Here is a 17,386-nt window from a genome sequence, read left to right as displayed (position 1 = left end):
GGAATGGTGTGGAGCGTCATCTCCATCCCCGCATTGGTGATTTCGGCGCGGGTTTCATCCAGCGCTTCGTCGATCATCTGGGGCAGATCAAAGGGCGCGGGGTTCAGTGCCAGCTGTCCGCTTTCGGAACGGGCGACGCGGAGCAGGTCGTCAATCCGGCGGTTCAAACGCAAAGCACGGGACTCGATGGTGGCAAAGGCCGCTTGTGGATCGGGCCCACCGGCGCGGCCTAGTTGGGATTCCATCAAGATCACTGTCAGGGGCGTGCGCAACTCGTGGCTGACATCGGCAAAGAAGCGGCGGCGGTCTTCGTCGGTTTTGGCAAGCTTGGCGTTGGCATCGCTGAGTTCCTGCGTGCGGTCCGCGATGATGTCGTTCAGCTTGGCCCATTCAGAGGCGACCTCGGCCTTGCGATCTGACAGGGCGGCGGCCATGCAATTGGTTTCGGAAAACACGCGCCCGATTTCGTCGGTTTTGTTGTCGGGCAGGGCGACGGCGAAATCTTCGCGCCCGATGCGTTGGGCCGCATCGCGCAGCATGTCGAGCCTGCGGAACTGGGGCCGGATCAGCGCGAAATAGTAGGCCAGCAACAGGATGATGGTGACTGCGGCCACGACAGCGGCGATCAGGGTCAGGCGCTGGCGCAGGGTTTCGATGCCCGACAGGATCGTCTGACGGGCGCGCATTTCTTCGACCACGACCTCGTTCAGCAGGGGGTCAAAGCTGATCGAGAAGATATCAAGGAAGCCTTGCAGGCGATCAGGGTCTTGGGTGTCGGACAGGAACCCGTCGCGGGTCGAGGTGAACATCGCCTCCATCCGCGCGATGCCAAGGGATTGGGTGGCGCGGCGGGATTGTTCGTCGATCCCTAAGGCGCGGGCTTCAAGCACGGCGTTGTCGAGATCCTGCCGGATCTGGGTAAGGGTGCGCATGATGTTGCTGGTCACAGATTCCAGACGAAGGGCGCGATCATCTGGTGGCATGCGGGTCTGGATGGATTCGGCGGCGATGACGATGAAGGTCGACACCTGAGTCGAGAGGGCCGCGTAACGTTCGACCCGCTTTTCCGCCATGAGCGCGGCATCCAGCCGCTGGGATACGCGATCCATCGCGACCACCATCATGCCTGCCGTCACCAGCGTCACCAAGCCCAACAGCAACGCACCAAGGCCCAAGCGTACCTTCAGCGACAGGCTGAGCGCCTTGCGCGGTGGGGCATGTTGGGACAGATTTGTTGACATAAATTGCCGGTTTTTTGTGCAGACACGGAACAAACCGGTCGATTTCGCGCCGAAATGCTGCATTGCAGCAATCGGGCGTGCGTTGCGTTTAGGGAAAGCTACGGAGTTTGGCGCAATCCTAGCATTAAGACTTTAGTGGTAACTTAACAGGAGAAGAAAATGATCGAACTATTATTTGTCGCCTGTCTCAGTACAGCGCCGGACCAATGTGAAGAACGCAGTATGATTTTCACCGATGCCACGCCGATGGCCTGCATGATGGGCGCGCAGCCCCAGTTGGCCAAATGGGCGGCAACGCATCCTGCCTTTCGCGTAGCGGGTTGGAAATGCCAACAGGTGCGCACGGCCGAAAAAGAGGCCTGATTTACGAACCGACCCTGCCTTAGAGGAGGGGCAGGATCAGGCCGCTGAGTGCCATGGGCACACCCATCGGAACGCTTCTGGGGGTATTGATCGCGGCGAACCGCGTGGTTCCATGCCGGAACACAGCACGCACTGCCATCAAGAGCAGTGTGACGAACAGCAGACTGATCGCAAAGACCAGCACAAATTGGGACAATGATCCGGGCGGCACGAACAGCAGCAGCGCCGGGAACATTTTGGCGTCCCCCCCACCGACAATCCGCGTGATGAAGGCCAGAAAGCCGATGGCAAAGGCGATGCCTGCGTTGATCACGCGCGGAATGATTTCTTCCGACGGCACCCACGGCAGCATCAGAATGAACACCCCGATGGTGGCAAAGACCAGAAGGTTAGGGATGCGAAGGTGGCGCATATCGCCGTAGCCGAGAACCAGAAGCAATGGGGACAAAACAATCAGTGGCGTCATGCGCAGTAGGCCCTTTCCATATGGGATGCGGATCTGACCGGCTCGTTGCCGCTCATGAGGAAGAAGACGAGTTCGCGTTGGCCGGTGCAGCCGGTCTTGGCGTAGATGTTGCCCAGATGGGTGCTGAGGGTGGATTGGCTGATGCCCAGCTCTTCTCGGATGGCGGCGCTGTCCAGACCACGGCTGAACATCACGCAGATGCGGTATTCGGCGCGGCTGAATTTGCAGGGATTTTCAAAGCTGAGCGCCATGGGCTGATGGGCCGCGTCACGCTTGGGTTTGGAGTGGCGCAGCAGGCTGTCGGTAAAGGTGCCTGCGGCGCGGGTTTGCCATGTGGCGGCCAGCGTCGGCGCGATCATGTTCAGGTGGGCAAAGGCGTTCGACGATGTGGCGCGGGGGAAGTGGAATTCCAGAAAGTCGCCGTGTTTGTCGGTGCTTTGCAGCGGGATCAGAGCGAGTTCGTGAAACTGGCGCATGCGCTGGAAACGGGCGAGGTCTTCGTCGTGGTCGGGGGCGACCACGGATTGCACCCAGACCGAACCCGGTTTCGCGCCGGTCAGGTAGCCGCCCATGATGTTGCGGGCAAAGCTTCGGGCGCTGGCAGAGCCGTAGTTGTCCGGGCGTGTTTCGGACGACAGCGCACGGCTTGGCATGTTGGGGTCTTTGGGAACGCGGGTCAGCAGGACCAACCCTGCGCCCATTGCGTTGGCCAGTTCGTCCAGAATGCGCAGGATCGGTTTCTGCCCCTGAAGGCAGCTGCACCAGTTGGCGGTTGTTTCGATGAAATTGGCGCTGTTTACCAATGTCTGCCCCTGTGCGTAGGGGGCGTAACTTTCAATAGGTTGTTGTATCTGTTGGACCACGACTTGCTCCACCCGTGAAATGATTTTCACGGATGGTCATTCAAGTTCCGCGCCATTTGCGCGGGCGGTCACGAAGCCGTGTAATGGGGATGCTTTTGGGTGGGGTCAGTCGCCTCCGAAAAAGCGGATGTAGCGGATGAGAACGGGGCCGACGGTCAGCAGGATCAGTGCGGGCAACATAAGCGAGGCCAGAACAGCAGACATTTTCACCGGCAGTTTGTTGGCCATTTCCTGCGCGCGCAGTTCACGGGTTTCGCGCAGTTCTTCGGCGTAGGTGATCAGGGCTTCGGACATGCCTGTGCCGAATTGCATGGATTGCTGGACCACGTTGGCAAAGGCGCGGACGGTTTCGACGCCGGTGCGATCGGCCATGTCACGAAGGGCTGCTTCGCGGGCGCGGCCTGCCTGCACCTGACGCTGGACCGACAGGAATTCAAAGGCGATGTCGGGGGACACATCGGCCAGTTCGTTGCCCACACGGGTCATGGCGGCGTCAAATCCCAAGCCCGATTCCACCGAAATCTGCATCAGGTCGAGCGCGTTTGGAAAGCCCTCTTCGATGCGTTGTTTGCGTTCGGCCACGCGGGATGCCAGCCAGCGCACAGGGCCGAAAAAGCCGATGGCGACAGTGATGGTCAGAAGCTGGAAAACCTGCATCGACGTCAGACTGCCCAGCCAGATCAGAATGGGCAGCGGGGCCTGTAGTTCGGGCATGCGCGAGAGCATGATCATCACCAGAAGCGTCGAGGGCAGGCCGAAACCCAACATCGCGCGGATCAGGGTAAAATCGCGCAGCGCATTGCGTCCGCTATAGCCAGCTTGGGCCAGTTGTTTTTGCAGCTTGGTCCGCTCGGCCTCGTCACTGGGCAGCAGGGTTTTCATCAACCCTTTGGGCGCAGTGGTGGGCGACTGCAGGAATCCGCGGTCGCGGCGGTCGATCTTGGTTTTTGCAGCAGCTTCGATCCGCGCGGCGGCGGCGTCGCGGTTGGTGACAAAGGTCACGAGCGCAAAGAAGATCAACAGAGCACCCGCACCGATCCCGTAGGGCAGGATCGTGGTGGCTGTCATACCTTGAAGAAACGCGAGTTGGGTCATGGGCGCGGACTTTTACTAGATGCGGAAGTTGGTCATTTTCCGCAGGACAAGGAAATTGAGGACCGTGAACAGAACGATCCCGGACATCATGGGAATGAACAGGGGGTCTTCGGACACGCCGCCGTAATAGTCGGGTGACGAAATCGAGGTGATCACGAAGATCGCCACAGGAAGGCCGGACAGAAACCAGGCTGTCAGGCGTCCCTCGGACGAGATCGCGTGGATTTTGCGGCGCATGGCGATGCGGTTGCGGATGACTTTCGCCAGAACCGCGATCACCCGTGCCAGATCACCGCCGGTGCCGTACTGGATGCCGATCGAGGCGGACAGATAGTGCACGTCTTCGATATCGACACGTTCGGCAAATTCAGAGAAGGAATCTACCAGATCATCGCCATAGCTGATGCTGTCAAAGACGATGCCGAATTCGCTGCCGATGGGATCGGGCATCTGTTCGGCAACGCCCTTGATCGAGGTGGACAACGGGTGCCCGACCTTCAGGCCACGCGCCATGATATCCAGCGCATCGGGCAGCTGGTTTGTCAGCGCCTCGGTCCGTTTGGAACGACGTTGGCGCAGAACCGTGACGGGCAGGATCCACCCCACGGTCAGGGTCAGGGCAAGCGCAGGCAGCGGATCGAAGAACCGCAGGCCGGCGGCCAGACCGGCGGCGGCAAGGGCGCCGCAGATGATCAGGAACCGCGTGGGCGACATGGTGAGGCCCGCTTGCACCAGAAGCGAGGGCAGATCGCCCGAGAAGGGCAGGTTCGGCAGGATGCCGTTGGCCTTTTTGGGCTTGAGTAGAGCCAGAAGTTCAGAGGTGGACTTGCCGTCGGACAGCATCTTGATCCGGCGGTTGCGGACCTCGTCAAAGTTTTCCCGCCGGCCCAGCATCTGGGCCAGACCCGAGAGCGCAAGGAACACACCCAAGGCAACGCCGATGTAGACGACGTAGCCCATCATGCGTGTGTCGACGGCAAGTTCCATGATCAGTTGCTCCGGTGGATGAAGGATTCAGGCGACAGCTGGCAGCCTGCGGCGATCAGCTTGTCCCAGCAGGCGGGGCGGATGCCGGTGGCAACGAATTCACCCAGAACCTTGCCATCATCCGTTTTGCCGTTTTTGCGGAAACAGAAGATGTCCTGCATGGTGATGATGTCGCCTTCCAGACCGGTGATTTCCGAAATCGACATGACCTTGCGCTGACCATCGGCCAGACGGTTCAGCTGGACGACAAAGTTCAGACCCGAGGCGATCTGAGACCGGATCGCAGACAGCGGGAAGTCGATGCCGATCATGGTGACCATCTGTTCCACACGGCCGATCGCGTCGCGCGCGGTGTTAGCGTGGACTGTGGTCATCGACCCGTCGTGACCGGTGTTCATCGCCTGAAGCATGTCGAATGTTTCGGCGCCGCGCACCTCGCCTACGATGATGCGGTCGGGGCGCATACGCAGGGCGTTTTTCAGCAGGTCGCGCTGATCGACCGCGCCGCCGCCAGAAGGCGTGGGGGTCTTGGTTTCCAGACGCACCACGTGGCGCTGTTGCAGCTGGAGTTCGGCGGCGTCTTCGATGGTGACGATGCGTTCGGTTTTGCCGATGCTGGCGGACATCGCGTTCAGCATCGTGGTCTTACCAGAGCCTGTACCGCCTGAAATCAGGATATTCATACGCCCGGCCACGATGGCCTGCAGGAATTCGGCGGCAGCACCGGACAGCGCGCCGTGACCGACCAGCTTGTCCATCGTCAGCGGCGATGCCGAGAATTTACGGATCGACATGGACGGTCCGTCGATGGCACAGGGGCGGATGATGGCGTTGACACGGCTACCGTCGGCAAGGCGGGCGTCAACCCACGGGTTGCTTTCGTCGATACGGCGGCCAACGCGGCTGACGATCTTGTCGATGATGCGCAAAAGGTGCTTTTCGTCGCGGAATCGTGTCGAAGTCACCTCGAGCATGCCGCCGCGTTCGACGAACACATCGCGGTGGCCGTTGACCAGAATATCGCTGATCGTGGGATCTGCCAGAAGCGGCTCCAGCGGGCCGAGGCCCAGCACTTCGTCGATCAATTCATCGATCAGTTTCTTGAAGGCGTCCGACGACATGGAGGGGCCATCCTTGGCCAGCTCTTCGCTGACCAGAGCGGCGACTTCCTGTTTCAGCTCGCCCGGCTGGATTTTGTCGATAACGGCAAGGTTCATCCGGTCCAAAAGCATGTCGTGCAGACGGCTTTTCAGTTCGAGGTTCTGTTTGTGTGCGGTGTCCTCGGGGCTGGGTTCGCGCGCGGCTGCGGGGGCCGCAGGCGGCGGTGTCATGCCCTTCGGCTGAAGAGGAACGACATTCCCGTTTTTGGGGCTTTGGGCACGTGTGAAATTACCGAACATGGGGGCTCCTTTCAGCTGGATTGGGTTTGGGCTGTGTGTTCAGCCGGAAGAGATGTGCTGATCGACGAGGCGATCTTGCGGATGGATTTGCACAGGCCCGAACGGGGGGCGCAGGACAGAAGGGATGCGCCGCGATCGCAGGCCTCAAGCGCGGCCTTGCTGTCGGGGGGCAGCCAGTGCGACAGGGGCATTTCCAGAAGGCGGGCGGCGGCGCGGTGGTGACGCTTCAGCGAGAACGGTTTGCGTTCCTGGCTGACAACGATTTCCACCGGCAGGTTCATGGCGTCTTCGCGGTAGGCGTCCAGCAGGCGGCGGGCCTGACGGATCGAGGGCACAGTGGTGTCTGTGACCAGAAGCAGGCGGTCGCTTTGGGCCAGAAGCGGGCTGATCCAGTCGACCAGCAGGTGGGGCAGGTCGATGATCACATAGTCAAAGCGCGCTTTCAGAAGTTCGATCAGGCGTTCTGTCTGGCTGCGGTCCATCGACTCGAACGGAACCATCTTTTCAGGCGCGCTGAACAGGGTCACGCCGTTCGACATTTCGCAGGCCCAGTCTTCGAGAATGCGGTCGTCGGGCATGGTGCCTTTCATCGCCAGATGGAACAGCGTGTCCGAGGCATTCTGGTCATAAAAGCTGGCGATGGCGCCGAACTGCAGGTCGAGATCGACCAGAGCCACGCTGGGGGCGGCATCACCGCCTTTGCCTGTATCGACCAGCGCGTGGGCCAGATTGACGGCCACTGTGGTCGCGCCGATCCCGCCACGGGATTTGGTGATGGTGATGACCTTGCCTGTTTTGCGCGGGGCAGGGGCCACGGGCACCAGCGCGTGGTGCTGGGCGATGTAGCGCTGGATCACCTGCCAGAGATCTTCTGATGTGATGATATCGGCCAGCACATCGTCGGCGCCCGCGCGTTTGTAATCCATCACATCGGTCAGCGTGGTGTTGCTGCTGGAAATCGCGATCACTGTGCAGGTGGGGGACAGCCCCTTGCGGATGGTCGAGATGGCCGAAGCGGGATGCGCGCCTTCGCCGGACAGCGCGATGATCGCACAGTCGAACCCTTCAGGGCTGCTCAGATCGGTTTCCTCGGTCAGACGGGTCACCTTGGCCCGTCCGTCGATACCCTTCAACGACGGGACCGTTTCTGTGTCACGGTCTGTCACCAGCAGGATGCGGGCGGATTGGGTGGAGGGGATCATCTGGTTCATCGAGTACATCATTTCGGATCACAAGCTAATGCCGCCGGACAGGTCTTCGGCAGGCATCGAGACACTGAGGGGCGGGAACGGAAGGGATTGTTCGGGCATGGTTTCGGCGGTTGATCCGGTCAGGGACAGGATCGATCCAAGCGGCGAGACAAAGGTGAACCACGCATCTGTCAGCGTGATGGTTACGATCGGCACATAAGGACCGCCAAGGAATCCAAGGTTCGGATCGTAGGAGTAGGTGATTTGCAGATTGGCGGGTGTGGTACCCATAGGCAGGGCGCCATCGATCATTGGCCAGATTTCGGCCATGGTGGGGTTCGTTAGGCTGCCCGTGCAGGTGATATCGCCCGGGTTCGAGCAGATATTCGATCCTTGGTTGCAGTCGATGCCAAAGGGAACAGGCGCCGATCCGTTGGTCGAGGGGCCGCGCGTGTTGACGGTGGGCACATTGGGGCAAAGCGTGCTGCGCACAATGGCCACGCGGGTCGCGTTATACAGCGCCTTTTCCGTGGTCACGAGGTGGAAGGCCAGACGCCCGAAGTCGATCAGGCCGAAATAGAGCAGCAGAAAGATCGGCATGACCACAGCCAGTTCGACCAGAACGGTGCCGTCTGTTTTGCGGGCAAAGCGCGACAGGAAGGGAAGGGGACGTTTCATGTTCCGAACACCCTGCTGCTGTCTGAAATGGTGGTGGTGCGGGTGGCCAGCGTGTCGCCCGATCCGAAGAACAGCATGTTTGCAAAGATCGGGGTCACTTCGAGCCGCGCGCTGACACGGGCAATGGGCAGAACCGCGCCGCGGTAGTTGCCTGTTGTGCAGGTCAGACCGGCGCTGACGCTGAGAAGGGTGATCTGGCCTGCGGTGACGGGATCGCCGTTCAGGCGGGTGCGCACGATGGTTTCCAGTTCGGACTGATAGCTGCTGAGCGATGCGCTTGTGTCGCAGATGTCATAGGGTGCGCGGCGGGCGATATAGCGTGTGGCATCGCGAATGCCGGCCTCGGCCACCTGATAGGCCCAAAGCAGGCGCGCGCCTTCGATGATCACGGCGAACAGCAGAACCATCATTGGCAAGAGGATCGCGAATTCGACCAGCGCCGCGCCGCTTTCGTCTTTTCTGAATTTATGAAAACCGAAGCGCATGGATCACCTGTACAGCTGGACAAAGTCGCGGACGTTGCCGGACGACATGCCGGTGCCTGCGCCACCGTCGTTTGCAGGGCCGATGATTTCGCCCCAGATATCGAGCGTCGGCGGTGACAGACCGTCAGAGGCGACAGGTTCGGTCAGGAAGATTTTGACGAATTCGTGGACGGGCACGTTGGTGGCGGCACCCGCGATAGCGTTGCCGACGCAATCGATGCCAGCGGCCACCACGACGCGACGGTTGGGATCGTCGCTTTGATGCGGGCTGCACTGCGGGCGGCCCGTTTCCGAGCGGCGGGTGAGGATCGAAGTGGTCGAGGCGCCCCCGCCTGCGGCTTCGATTTCGGCCTTGTAGTAATCAAATCGTGTGACCGCCTCGGGGTGCGGATCAACCACGCCGTAGTTGGCCGCGACATAGGCCAGACGGCCCAGCGTCCATGTGCCATCGCCATAGCGGGTGCACAAACCGGTGGAAAAGCAATCGTCGCGGGGCAGGCCCACGGTGTCATTGGACAAGGACGGGTTCGGTGCGGTGCAGCCGTTGTTGCCCAGCTCCAGCCCGCGGATGACGTTCGGGGCGGGCGCATAGGCGGGGTCGTTTTTGGCCCCGTTCATGATGGCTGAATACATGTCAAAGCGGACGTTGAACGACGCGTCTTCAATGCCGACCTTCTGGCCCGGTTCGATATCGACACCGTTGATCGAAAAGCACTGGGTGATCGTGCCGGTCGCGCCGATCAGGCAGGCGTCAAGGTTGACACCATTCAGACCAGCGCAGGGGCCGGTGGCATCGACAAGGTTCTTCGATGGGTCAAGAAAGCCAAAGTCGCCGGGGCCCCACATCGACCCGACACCACCCGAACGCAGACGGACCATGTGGCCTTCGGCGTCTTCGGCGGAAAAGGACGGATCGGGGATGCAGAACATCAGCGGGCTGATGTCGCAGGCAAGCTGGGCGAAACCCGCTGTTGCGCTGGCTTTGACACTGCCTTCGGGGCCTTCTTTTCCTGTGAGTGATGCAAAGGCCGCTGCAAATGTCATGGGCACTTCGCCCGGCGTCATGGTGGCTTTGACATAGCGCGCAAGGCGGGGGTCAGTGGTGACCGCGCCCATGGCGGTTGTGTCGTTTTCCGGCAGGTCGCTGTAAAACGTCAGCGTCACATCGGCCGAGGTCAGCGCCTTATCGCCCTGCGCGTAGGTCTGGATGTCGGTCAATTGGGCGGCGGCGTTTGTGGCGCGGGTGATCGCATCGCTGCGGCCGTCCAGTTCGCCAGCGGCGGTCAGGGCGACCTGATCGGCATAGGCCTGAAATTCGCTTTGCGTGGCACCGACGCGGCCCAGATCAAAAGACAGGGCCACGATGCCGAAGAAGACAACAAAGGTCACCGCCCAAACGGGCAGAAGTGTGCCTGTTTCGTCTGTGATGAGGGTTCGGGCGGTGCGGTTCATTTTTGGGGTCCGTTAGCGGATTTCTTCTTTGAACATGACATTGGCGCGGCGGACCTTGATGGTCTTGACCGGCTCGGTGACGGGTACGGGAGAACGTTCGATCAGCAGATCCGACAGGCGGATGGAATCGAGCGGTGCATCTTCGCTGGCTTCCAGCGTGCGCAGCGTCAGGGACAGGGTGCCTGCCTCCTGCGCAAGGGCCAGACGCTGGCCTTGCTCGGGCGAGACCTCGACAGTCACGGTGCGCGCGACCTCGGGCATGTCGGATTGTTCGTCCGAGTCCTGATCAACGCCGATGACGCGGATGTTCTGAAGGATGGTGACGGCCCGCAGGCTTTCTTCGCGGCCCTGGGTCAGCAGCACGTCGACATAGTCGCCCGGCGTGACAAAGCCGCCAACGGCGGTTTCGGCATCAACCTTGATCGCCATAGCGCGGCGGTTCGGGCCGAGCGTTTGGACGATGGTGACCTTTTCGCCGAAGTTCGACACTTTGCCCGCAAGGACCAGTTCGCCCTTGCCGATGGCGCGACGGGCGCGGCGGCCTTCGTCTTCGCCTTTGGGCAGAAGATCGGTGAATTCTGTGTACACACCCGGCGGAAGGGAATCTTCCGGCCATTTTATGGTGCTTAGCATGGTGCGTTCGATTTCCTGACCAAAGCCGATATCGCTGGCCGCAATAACGACCGGAACCAGCCGGACGGCTGGGGCGGGCGAGGATTCGGCTGCGCTTGTGTTGATCAGGGTTTGAGCGATGTAGGCTGAACCACCTGCGACTGTCAGGCCTGCAGTGGCCAGCATAAGGGCTTTGATACGCATGGGTCAGCTCCTGCTGTGTTAGGTTGGGGGGAAGGCTGCATTCCAGACTGTGGAGGTGCGGAATGCAGCCTTTGGTGATCCGGTAGGTGGATCAGTTCGGCATAGCTGTGCCGGCTGCGCCCATTGCGCCGCTGACTTCGCCGCCCAGCGTGGACAGGGCTGCAACGCCCAGAGTCACCGCCAGCGCCAATGCGATACCGTATTCAACAAGCGTCACGCCCCGCTCATCGGCTTGGAACGCAACCATGGTCTTCAAAATCATGTCTTTCATCGTTTTTTCCTCGGAATAGATGGCTCAAGGCCGACCAAATCGGTCCTGCGGATTATCCGGCAGGTTGGAACAGGCTATTCCTTGGGAAAAATTCGCGTATCAGGGCGATCTGCCAATTTTTCAACTAGAAGGAGAAAAAACAGCAGAGGACCTGCTTGGACGCAGGGTTTTGGCGGGATTATGGAATCGATTCCGGTGTGATTCTGCGGATCAGAGAAACAATCCGGCCAGAACGAACAGGCCGATAAACACCGTCTGCGAGGCAATCATGATCATCGGCGCAGGGCCGACGAATCTGAGCTGTTCGAGCGAGGTTTTCATGCCGACGGCGGCAACGGCCACCACAAGCGCTGCGCGGGAAATGACGTTGGCGGCATCGGTGACAGGCGTTGGGACCAGATCGTAAGAGTTCAGCGCGGCCAGTATCAGGAACGCCAGAATGAACAGCGGCAGAAGCGGCGGGCGGTCTGCGCCGTTGCTTTGATGTTTCCGCAGGATCAGCGCGCCGATGAACACGACGGGGGCCAGAAGCGTGACGCGGAACAGTTTCACGACGGTCGATACGTCGCCTGTTTCCTCGGAAATCGAATAGCCCGCGCCGACGACCTGCGCCACGTCGTGGATCGTGCCGCCCATAAAGATGCCTGCCTGTTGCGGATCAAGGCCCAAGGTGTTGGCAAGGATCGGGTAGAGGATCATCGCGACCGTCGACAGGACCGTGACCGAGATCACGGTGAAGGACAGGTTCTGGTCGCGCTCGGGCGATTTCGGCAGGATAGAACTGATCGCCAGCGCGGCGGACGCCCCGCAGATCGCGACGGAGCCACCGGTCAGGAACCCGAACAGACGGTCTTTGCCCACCAGCGGCGCGATGGCGACGGACAGGAGGATCGTTGCGGCCACTCCCGCGGTCAGGATGGCGACTTGGGTCCAGCCGATGGCGGCGACCATGTCGACACTGATGCGCAGCCCCAGAAGGGCGACCCCGACGCGCAAAAGGACCCGCGCGGCAAAGTGGATGCCGGGGGCGGTTTTAGGATCTTCGGACAGGAACTGAAGCGGGATTCCCAGAAGGATCGCCATCAGCATCACCGGCGCGCCGTAGTGATCGGCGATGAACTGCGCCGCCATCGCGACCGAGGCCACGATCAAAAGGCCCGGCATCAGCGTGCGGGCGTGGGTGGCGGCGACGGCGGGGCTCATGCGGCGAAGGCGGGAACCGCCAGACCGTTGTCGCGGCGGAACAGGTGGATGCCGTCCGTGTCCGGTGTCAGCGCGATCTGGTCGCCTGCTTTGACGGTGGTTTGACCCGCCATGTGGACGGTCAGGGTTTCGCCCGTCGCCAGCGTGCCGAACACATAGCTTTCGGTGCCAAGCTGTTCGACCTCGGACACGGTGGCCTTGATCGGGCCTTCTGGATCGATCAGCAGGGAACGGGGGCGGATGCCCAGTTCGAAGTCTGTGCCTTCGTCGTTCAGGTGCGTGTGGCCTTTGGACACGACGGTGCCGTCTGCCAATGCAAGGCTGTCGCCCGTCCGGGTGACGTTGACAAAGTTCATGGCGGGCGAGCCGATGAAGCCCGCGACAAAGCGGTTGCGGGGATTGTTGAACAGCTCAAGCGGTGTGCCGAATTGTTCGACGCGGCCCGCGCGCAGAACGGCGATCTTGTCGGCCATGGTCATGGCTTCGACTTGATCATGGGTGACGTAGATCATCGTGTTGCCTAGGCGGCGGTGCAGCGAGGCGATTTCACGGCGCATGGTGACGCGCAGTTCGGCATCGAGGTTGGACAGTGGTTCGTCGAACAGGAAAATCTTAGGCTCACGCACCACGGCGCGGCCAATGGCGACGCGCTGGCGCTGGCCACCCGACAACTGGCCGGGGCGGCGGTTCAGATAGTCGTCGATCTGCAGCATGGTGGCGGCGTCGTTCACGCGCTTGGCGATTTCGGCCTTGGGCATGTTCAGGTTCTCAAGGCCGAAGGACAGGTTCTTTTTAACCGACATATGCGGGTAAAGGGCGTAGGACTGGAACACCATCGCCAGCCCGCGCTGTGCGGCGGGGACGTGGTTGACCACATCGCCGTCAATCACGCAATCGCCCGATGTGATTGGCTCAAGCCCCGAGATCATGCGCAGCAGCGTGGACTTGCCGCAGCCCGACGGCCCGACAAACACACAGAATTCGCCGGATTTGATCTCCATATCGATGCCGTGGATCACATCCACATCGCCATAGGATTTCTTGACGTTTTTCAGGGTCAGATCGGCCATTATTTCAGTCCTGTATTGGCGATGCCGGCGGTGATGTATTTCTGGAGGAACACAAAGACGAGCGTGGACGGGATCAAGCTGACCATAGTCATCGCAAGGCGGTAGTGTTCCTGACTGATGTGTTCGCCGCGGAATTCCAGCAGGCAAAGCTGGATGGTGTAGGCCTCTTTCGTGGTGGCGATGGCGACCAGCGGCAGGATCAGATCGTTCCAGCGCCAGATCACCGACAGGATACCGAGCGCGGCGAGCGCGGGCAGGGTCAGGGGCAGCATGATGCGCCAGTAGACCTTCCATTCTGATGCCGCGTCCATACGCGCGGCTTCGATCAGCTCGTCAGGGATCGACAGCATGTATTGCCGCAGAAGGAAGACGCCTGTGGGGGTGGCGGCACCCGGAATGATGACGCCCCAGATTGATCCCGACAGGCCCGTGGCGTGGATCGCCTTGAACACGCCCACCAGAGTGATTGTGGGCGGCACCATCAGGGTTGCGAGGATGACGATAAAGAACAGCACCTGACCACGGAATTTGTATTTCGCCAGCGCGAAGGCGGCCATGGAGTTGATCAGCAGCGTCAGGATCGTGGCGATCACGGTCACAAGGACCGAGTTGGTAAAGCAGGTGGCAAAGTTGACGTTCACGCCAAAGGCCTGACCTGAAAGCGGTTCGGAATAGTTCGACCATGACGGGGCGAAACGGCGTTCGGCGGTGATGGTGTCGGTGGGCAGTTTGACGACATCGGTGCTGCGGTTATCGACGTAACGTGCAGGGGTGATGTCGCGGTTGGGGCGGATGTTCGACACGGCGAACTGTGTTTTCTGGCCGGTCTCCGGATCGGGCGCGGTGACAAGGATTTGGGTCGCAAAGCGCGATGCCTCATACGGGGGCAGGCCAAGGTATTCGGACAGCAGGCGCTGATCGTCGGGGGACAGGCGCGACAGGATCGCGTCCACATCGTTTTCCGCCTTGGCATCGTCGGACATGGTCACATAGCGGGTGATCCAGTCGGGCAGGTTTTCGCGGGCGATCAGATCATTCACTTGCACCTGCAACTGCCCCAGATGGGTGCGCAGGGCGTAGTAGGTCAGACCGTCAAAGCCTTCGATAAAGGCGGCGGGGTCATGTTTGGCCTGTTCTTCCTCGCTCAGGTCCTGCCAGTTCAGCACCCATTCCGGCAGATCGCCGATGATAAAGATTTCCTTGCCGTCGGCTGTATTCACCGTCGCCCGCGCCACGCGTTTGTATTCAGTGGGCAGCAGGGCGAGGTCCTGCTTTTCCAGCTGCGATTTGGTTTTCAGCGAATTCAGACCCAGCCACGCGACGGGGATCACGATCATCAGGAAACCGAAGGCCAGATAGGCGTAGGTCAGATAATCCAGCCAGTTCGCCCGCTGTCCGCCGGACTTGCGCGTCAGGAATGTGAGGATACCGCTCATTTGTTGGCCCTTGACGATAGATAGACCTGCAACAGCGACAGGATGATCAGAACCACAGCCACCAAGAGAGAGGCCGTCGCCGCGATGCCCAAACCGTTCGCCGTGGGCTGGCCGCGCAGGCCCGAGGTGTCGAAGATATAGGACACCAGCGAAATCCAGCGGACAGACATCGCGTAAAGCTCTTCAAAGGCCTGAACGGCTTTGATCAGCGACAGGACCGTGACCACCAACAGGGTGGGGGCGAGAAGCGGAATGGTGATGCGGGTCAGTTGGCGCCATGCAGGGGTGCCGTCCATTTCGGCGGCTTCATAGACGTCGCGGGGGATCGCCTGAAGGCCTGCCAGCAGGATCAGCATATAGAACCCGAGGTGCGCCCATGTGTAGACAAAGACAGACCAGAACATGGTCCAGCTTGGGTCGGTCAGCCATTGGATCGGCTCTGATATCCAGCCCCAGTTGATCAGCGTCTGACTAAGCGCGCCTTGGCGCTTCAGGATCAGGGTCCAGAGGAAACCGACGACCACGGGCGACAGCATGACGGGGTAGAAGAACACCGCCCGCCACAGACCACGACCCTTGATATCGCGGTTCAGCGCAAGCGCGGTCATCAGCGCCACAACGATCATGATCGGGACCTGGAAGATCACAAAGATCGCCGTGTCATAGACGGCGGCCATGAACTTATCATCTTCGCGGTTTTCGCCGCCCGTATCGATCTGGGTTTCAGACAGCAGACGTTGCAGGTTGTCGTCCCCTGCCCATGCGCGGTCTGCGAAATTGATGGACTGCCCTTCGGTCACCGAGAAACCCATGTTGATGAACAAGGGTGCAAAGGTGAACAGGCCGAAGACGATCATGTTCGGGATCAGGAAAATGTAGGGAAGGCCCGTTGCGCCGGACAGACGCTGGACCATTTCCACGGGCCAGCCCACGACGGTGGCCAGTCGTCCCCAGAAAGGTCCGGTCGGGCGAAGGATCGCCCAACCGATCAGCAGGTAGATCAGAAGCGCAAGGGGCCACGAAGACCCTGCGAATGCAGCAACTAAAGCGTCATGCATAATTCGGGTTCCGTGGCCTTGTGCGTTTCGACTTTATTCTGCGATCTTCGCGGCAACATCCGCGTCGATGGCTGCAAGCGCTTCGTCCAGCGTGATTTCACCGGTGATTGCCTGTGTCAGGTAATCGGGGATGACGCCGTAGATGACAAAGTTCTTGTTGTAGCCTTGGAACGTGTAGGCCTGCGGTGTGGTTTCTGCCGCTTTGCCTGCGTTGGACGCGAAGGTGGACAGGGCCGCAGCCACAGCCGGATCGGCTTTGGCATAATCGATGCCGGAGGCCTGAAGCGCCTGGTTGGCCGAGATGTTGTTGGTTTCAACCGCGAACTTTTCGGCGTTTTCGGTGCTGGCCATAAAGTCGATGAAGGCTGCTGCGGCCTCGGGCGACTTGGTGGATTTGAACGCAGTCAGTGCCGCGCCGCCGGGCATCGCGCCACAGCCACCGTCACCACAAGGCGCAGGGACGGCTTTCCAGTCGAAATCGGTGATGTTGGCGGCGTAGTTGTTGATCATCCACGACCCCGACATGTGCATCGCGACGTCACCCGACTGGAACAGCGGGGCAGCGTTGCGGTACTGGGTGCCGGACCCTGCAGGCCAGCCTTCGGCAGGCATCAGGCCGGATTTGTGCCAGCCGACGAATGTTTCGGCGAACTTGCGGAAGCCGTCATCGACCAGAATGGGGTTGCCTGCGTCGTCAAAGAACTTGGCACCATAGCTGAACGCCGGACCCGCGATGCGGTGTGCGGTGCGGTCGATCGCCAGACCACCCAGAATGCCGGTGGCGTCTTTGACTTCCATGAGCGCTGCCGCCCAGTCATCCCATGTGGCCCCTTCGCCCGGCATGTCGACGCCAGCGTCGTCAAACAGGGACACGTTCACATAAGGGCCAGTCACTGTCAGCTGTGTCATCCAGCCGTAGACGCCTTTGTCTTCGCCACCCGGTGCGCGGAACCACGGCAGGGTCGCGCCATAGTTGGCTTCCCATGCGGCTGTGTCCACGTAAGGGGCCAGATCAAGGTAATACTGGTTCAGACCGCCAAGGTTTGTAACGCGTGCCACATCGGGTGCGGCGTCTGTCTGAAGCTGGTTTTCCAGCTGGTCACGGATCACGTCATAACCGACGGTGTCCATTTTCACGGTGTGGCCTGTGGCCTCGGTGAAGGCGGGGATCATTTCGCCGATCACGTCGCATTCATTGCCGTCCTGATAGCACAGGAAGGTGATTTCATCTGCCTGCGCAACCGATGCGCCCGCAAGGATCGTGGTTGCAAGCGCAACCGTCTTGGTCGTTTTAAATGCGCCTTTCATGGTG

The 17,386-nt window shown here is 60.6% G+C and carries 18 protein-coding genes; 1 reads left to right on the top strand and 17 read right to left on the bottom strand.

Translation table 11 applies throughout. From position 1 onward, the window contains the following. On the bottom strand, positions 1-1,241 hold a 1,241-nt coding region (locus tag AC4FIA_RS12070; protein WP_490366056.1), incomplete at its 3' end, for a sensor histidine kinase. Between the two features lie 159 nt (positions 1,242-1,400). Between AC4FIA_RS12070 and AC4FIA_RS12065 the strand changes: the two genes are divergently transcribed. Beyond that, the gene (locus AC4FIA_RS12065; RefSeq protein ID WP_103911627.1) at positions 1,401-1,604 is read left to right on the top strand and encodes a hypothetical protein; all 204 of its coding nucleotides are present in this window, start codon (positions 1,401-1,403) and stop codon (positions 1,602-1,604) included. 19 nt (positions 1,605-1,623) lie between these two features. On the opposite strand, the gene AC4FIA_RS12060 is transcribed toward AC4FIA_RS12065, so the two are convergent. The 16 genes from AC4FIA_RS12060 to AC4FIA_RS11985 form a co-directional block, all read right to left on the bottom strand. Beyond that, the gene (locus AC4FIA_RS12060) at positions 1,624-2,070 is read right to left on the bottom strand and encodes an A24 family peptidase (RefSeq protein ID WP_490366055.1); all 447 of its coding nucleotides are present in this window, start codon (positions 2,068-2,070) and stop codon (positions 1,624-1,626) included. After that, positions 2,067-2,933 (bottom strand): helix-turn-helix transcriptional regulator, encoded by an 867-nt coding sequence (locus AC4FIA_RS12055; RefSeq protein WP_490366054.1) that lies wholly within the window; start codon positions 2,931-2,933, stop codon positions 2,067-2,069. Before AC4FIA_RS12055 ends, AC4FIA_RS12060 begins: the two co-directional genes overlap by 4 nt. Before the next feature lie 105 nt (positions 2,934-3,038). Next, on the bottom strand, positions 3,039-4,028 hold the full coding sequence (locus AC4FIA_RS12050; protein WP_490366053.1) for a type II secretion system F family protein: 990 nt from the start codon (positions 4,026-4,028) through the stop codon (positions 3,039-3,041). A 15-nt stretch (positions 4,029-4,043) separates the two neighbouring features. Next, positions 4,044-5,015, bottom strand: coding sequence for a type II secretion system F family protein (locus AC4FIA_RS12045; RefSeq protein WP_103911631.1), 972 nt, complete (start codon positions 5,013-5,015; stop codon positions 4,044-4,046). 2 nt (positions 5,016-5,017) lie between these two features. Continuing rightward, entirely contained in the window at positions 5,018-6,415 is a 1,398-nt protein-coding gene (locus AC4FIA_RS12040; RefSeq protein ID WP_490366052.1) for a TadA family conjugal transfer-associated ATPase, read from the bottom strand. 11 nt (positions 6,416-6,426) lie between these two features. Further along, positions 6,427-7,626 carry a CpaE/TadZ family protein gene (locus AC4FIA_RS12035; RefSeq protein WP_490366051.1) on the bottom strand — a complete coding sequence of 400 codons (1,200 nt, stop codon included), beginning with the start codon at positions 7,624-7,626 and terminating at the stop codon, positions 6,427-6,429. Positions 7,627-7,644: 18 nt separating this feature from the next. Further along, a complete protein-coding gene (locus tag AC4FIA_RS12030; RefSeq protein WP_490366050.1) occupies positions 7,645-8,283 on the bottom strand; it encodes a TadE/TadG family type IV pilus assembly protein in 639 nt (212 codons plus the stop codon). Further along, on the bottom strand, positions 8,280-8,768 hold the full coding sequence (locus AC4FIA_RS12025; RefSeq protein ID WP_287477001.1) for a TadE/TadG family type IV pilus assembly protein: 489 nt from the start codon (positions 8,766-8,768) through the stop codon (positions 8,280-8,282). The genes AC4FIA_RS12030 and AC4FIA_RS12025 overlap by 4 nt, the downstream gene beginning before the upstream one ends. A 3-nt stretch (positions 8,769-8,771) precedes the next feature. Then, the gene (locus AC4FIA_RS12020) at positions 8,772-10,220 is read right to left on the bottom strand and encodes a TadE/TadG family type IV pilus assembly protein (RefSeq protein WP_490366049.1); all 1,449 of its coding nucleotides are present in this window, start codon (positions 10,218-10,220) and stop codon (positions 8,772-8,774) included. A gap of 12 nt (positions 10,221-10,232) precedes the next feature. Continuing rightward, a complete protein-coding gene (gene cpaB, locus AC4FIA_RS12015; protein WP_490366048.1) occupies positions 10,233-11,036 on the bottom strand; it encodes a Flp pilus assembly protein CpaB in 804 nt (267 codons plus the stop codon). 91 nt (positions 11,037-11,127) lie between these two features. Beyond that, a complete protein-coding gene (locus tag AC4FIA_RS12010) occupies positions 11,128-11,307 on the bottom strand; it encodes a Flp family type IVb pilin (RefSeq protein WP_490366047.1) in 180 nt (59 codons plus the stop codon). A gap of 210 nt (positions 11,308-11,517) precedes the next feature. Beyond that, on the bottom strand, positions 11,518-12,510 hold the full coding sequence (locus AC4FIA_RS12005; protein ID WP_490366046.1) for a YeiH family protein: 993 nt from the start codon (positions 12,508-12,510) through the stop codon (positions 11,518-11,520). Beyond that, complete coding sequence (locus tag AC4FIA_RS12000; protein WP_490366045.1) at positions 12,507-13,580, bottom strand: ABC transporter ATP-binding protein; 1,074 nt, start codon at positions 13,578-13,580, stop codon at positions 12,507-12,509. The genes AC4FIA_RS12005 and AC4FIA_RS12000 overlap by 4 nt, the downstream gene beginning before the upstream one ends. Further along, the gene (locus tag AC4FIA_RS11995; protein WP_490366044.1) at positions 13,580-15,016 is read right to left on the bottom strand and encodes a carbohydrate ABC transporter permease; all 1,437 of its coding nucleotides are present in this window, start codon (positions 15,014-15,016) and stop codon (positions 13,580-13,582) included. Before AC4FIA_RS11995 ends, AC4FIA_RS12000 begins: the two co-directional genes overlap by 1 nt. Beyond that, positions 15,013-16,074 (bottom strand): carbohydrate ABC transporter permease, encoded by a 1,062-nt coding sequence (locus AC4FIA_RS11990; protein ID WP_103911641.1) that lies wholly within the window; start codon positions 16,072-16,074, stop codon positions 15,013-15,015. The genes AC4FIA_RS11995 and AC4FIA_RS11990 overlap by 4 nt, the downstream gene beginning before the upstream one ends. Before the next feature lie 33 nt (positions 16,075-16,107). Further along, positions 16,108-17,382 (bottom strand): ABC transporter substrate-binding protein, encoded by a 1,275-nt coding sequence (locus AC4FIA_RS11985; protein ID WP_103911642.1) that lies wholly within the window; start codon positions 17,380-17,382, stop codon positions 16,108-16,110. Positions 17,383-17,386: the final 4 nt, after the last annotated feature.

This window comes from Thalassococcus sp. (genome assembly GCF_982780845.1).
This window is presented reverse-complemented; position numbering and strand designations above follow the sequence as displayed.

Excerpts from the sequence above, each read along its gene's own strand:
- AC4FIA_RS12005 (WP_490366046.1), bottom strand. The coding sequence starts at position 12,510 with ATGAGCCCCGCCGTCGCCGCCACCCACGCCCGCACGCTGATGCCGGGC.
- AC4FIA_RS12030 (WP_490366050.1), bottom strand. The coding sequence starts at position 8,283 with ATGAAACGTCCCCTTCCCTTCCTGTCGCGCTTTGCCCGCAAAACAGAC.
- AC4FIA_RS12040 (WP_490366052.1), bottom strand. The coding sequence starts at position 6,415 with ATGTTCGGTAATTTCACACGTGCCCAAAGCCCCAAAAACGGGAATGTC.
- AC4FIA_RS12035 (WP_490366051.1), bottom strand. The coding sequence starts at position 7,626 with ATGAACCAGATGATCCCCTCCACCCAATCCGCCCGCATCCTGCTGGTG.
- AC4FIA_RS12050 (WP_490366053.1), bottom strand. The coding sequence starts at position 4,028 with ATGACCCAACTCGCGTTTCTTCAAGGTATGACAGCCACCACGATCCTG.
- AC4FIA_RS11990 (WP_103911641.1), bottom strand. The coding sequence starts at position 16,074 with ATGCATGACGCTTTAGTTGCTGCATTCGCAGGGTCTTCGTGGCCCCTT.
- cpaB (WP_490366048.1), bottom strand. The coding sequence starts at position 11,036 with ATGCGTATCAAAGCCCTTATGCTGGCCACTGCAGGCCTGACAGTCGCA.
- AC4FIA_RS12010 (WP_490366047.1), bottom strand. The coding sequence starts at position 11,307 with ATGAAAGACATGATTTTGAAGACCATGGTTGCGTTCCAAGCCGATGAG.
- AC4FIA_RS11985 (WP_103911642.1), bottom strand. The coding sequence starts at position 17,382 with ATGAAAGGCGCATTTAAAACGACCAAGACGGTTGCGCTTGCAACCACG.
- AC4FIA_RS12000 (WP_490366045.1), bottom strand. The coding sequence starts at position 13,580 with ATGGCCGATCTGACCCTGAAAAACGTCAAGAAATCCTATGGCGATGTG.
- AC4FIA_RS12065 (WP_103911627.1), top strand. The coding sequence starts at position 1,401 with ATGATCGAACTATTATTTGTCGCCTGTCTCAGTACAGCGCCGGACCAA.
- AC4FIA_RS11995 (WP_490366044.1), bottom strand. The coding sequence starts at position 15,016 with ATGAGCGGTATCCTCACATTCCTGACGCGCAAGTCCGGCGGACAGCGG.
- AC4FIA_RS12020 (WP_490366049.1), bottom strand. The coding sequence starts at position 10,220 with ATGAACCGCACCGCCCGAACCCTCATCACAGACGAAACAGGCACACTT.
- AC4FIA_RS12025 (WP_287477001.1), bottom strand. The coding sequence starts at position 8,768 with ATGCGCTTCGGTTTTCATAAATTCAGAAAAGACGAAAGCGGCGCGGCG.
- AC4FIA_RS12045 (WP_103911631.1), bottom strand. The coding sequence starts at position 5,015 with ATGGAACTTGCCGTCGACACACGCATGATGGGCTACGTCGTCTACATC.
- AC4FIA_RS12060 (WP_490366055.1), bottom strand. The coding sequence starts at position 2,070 with ATGACGCCACTGATTGTTTTGTCCCCATTGCTTCTGGTTCTCGGCTAC.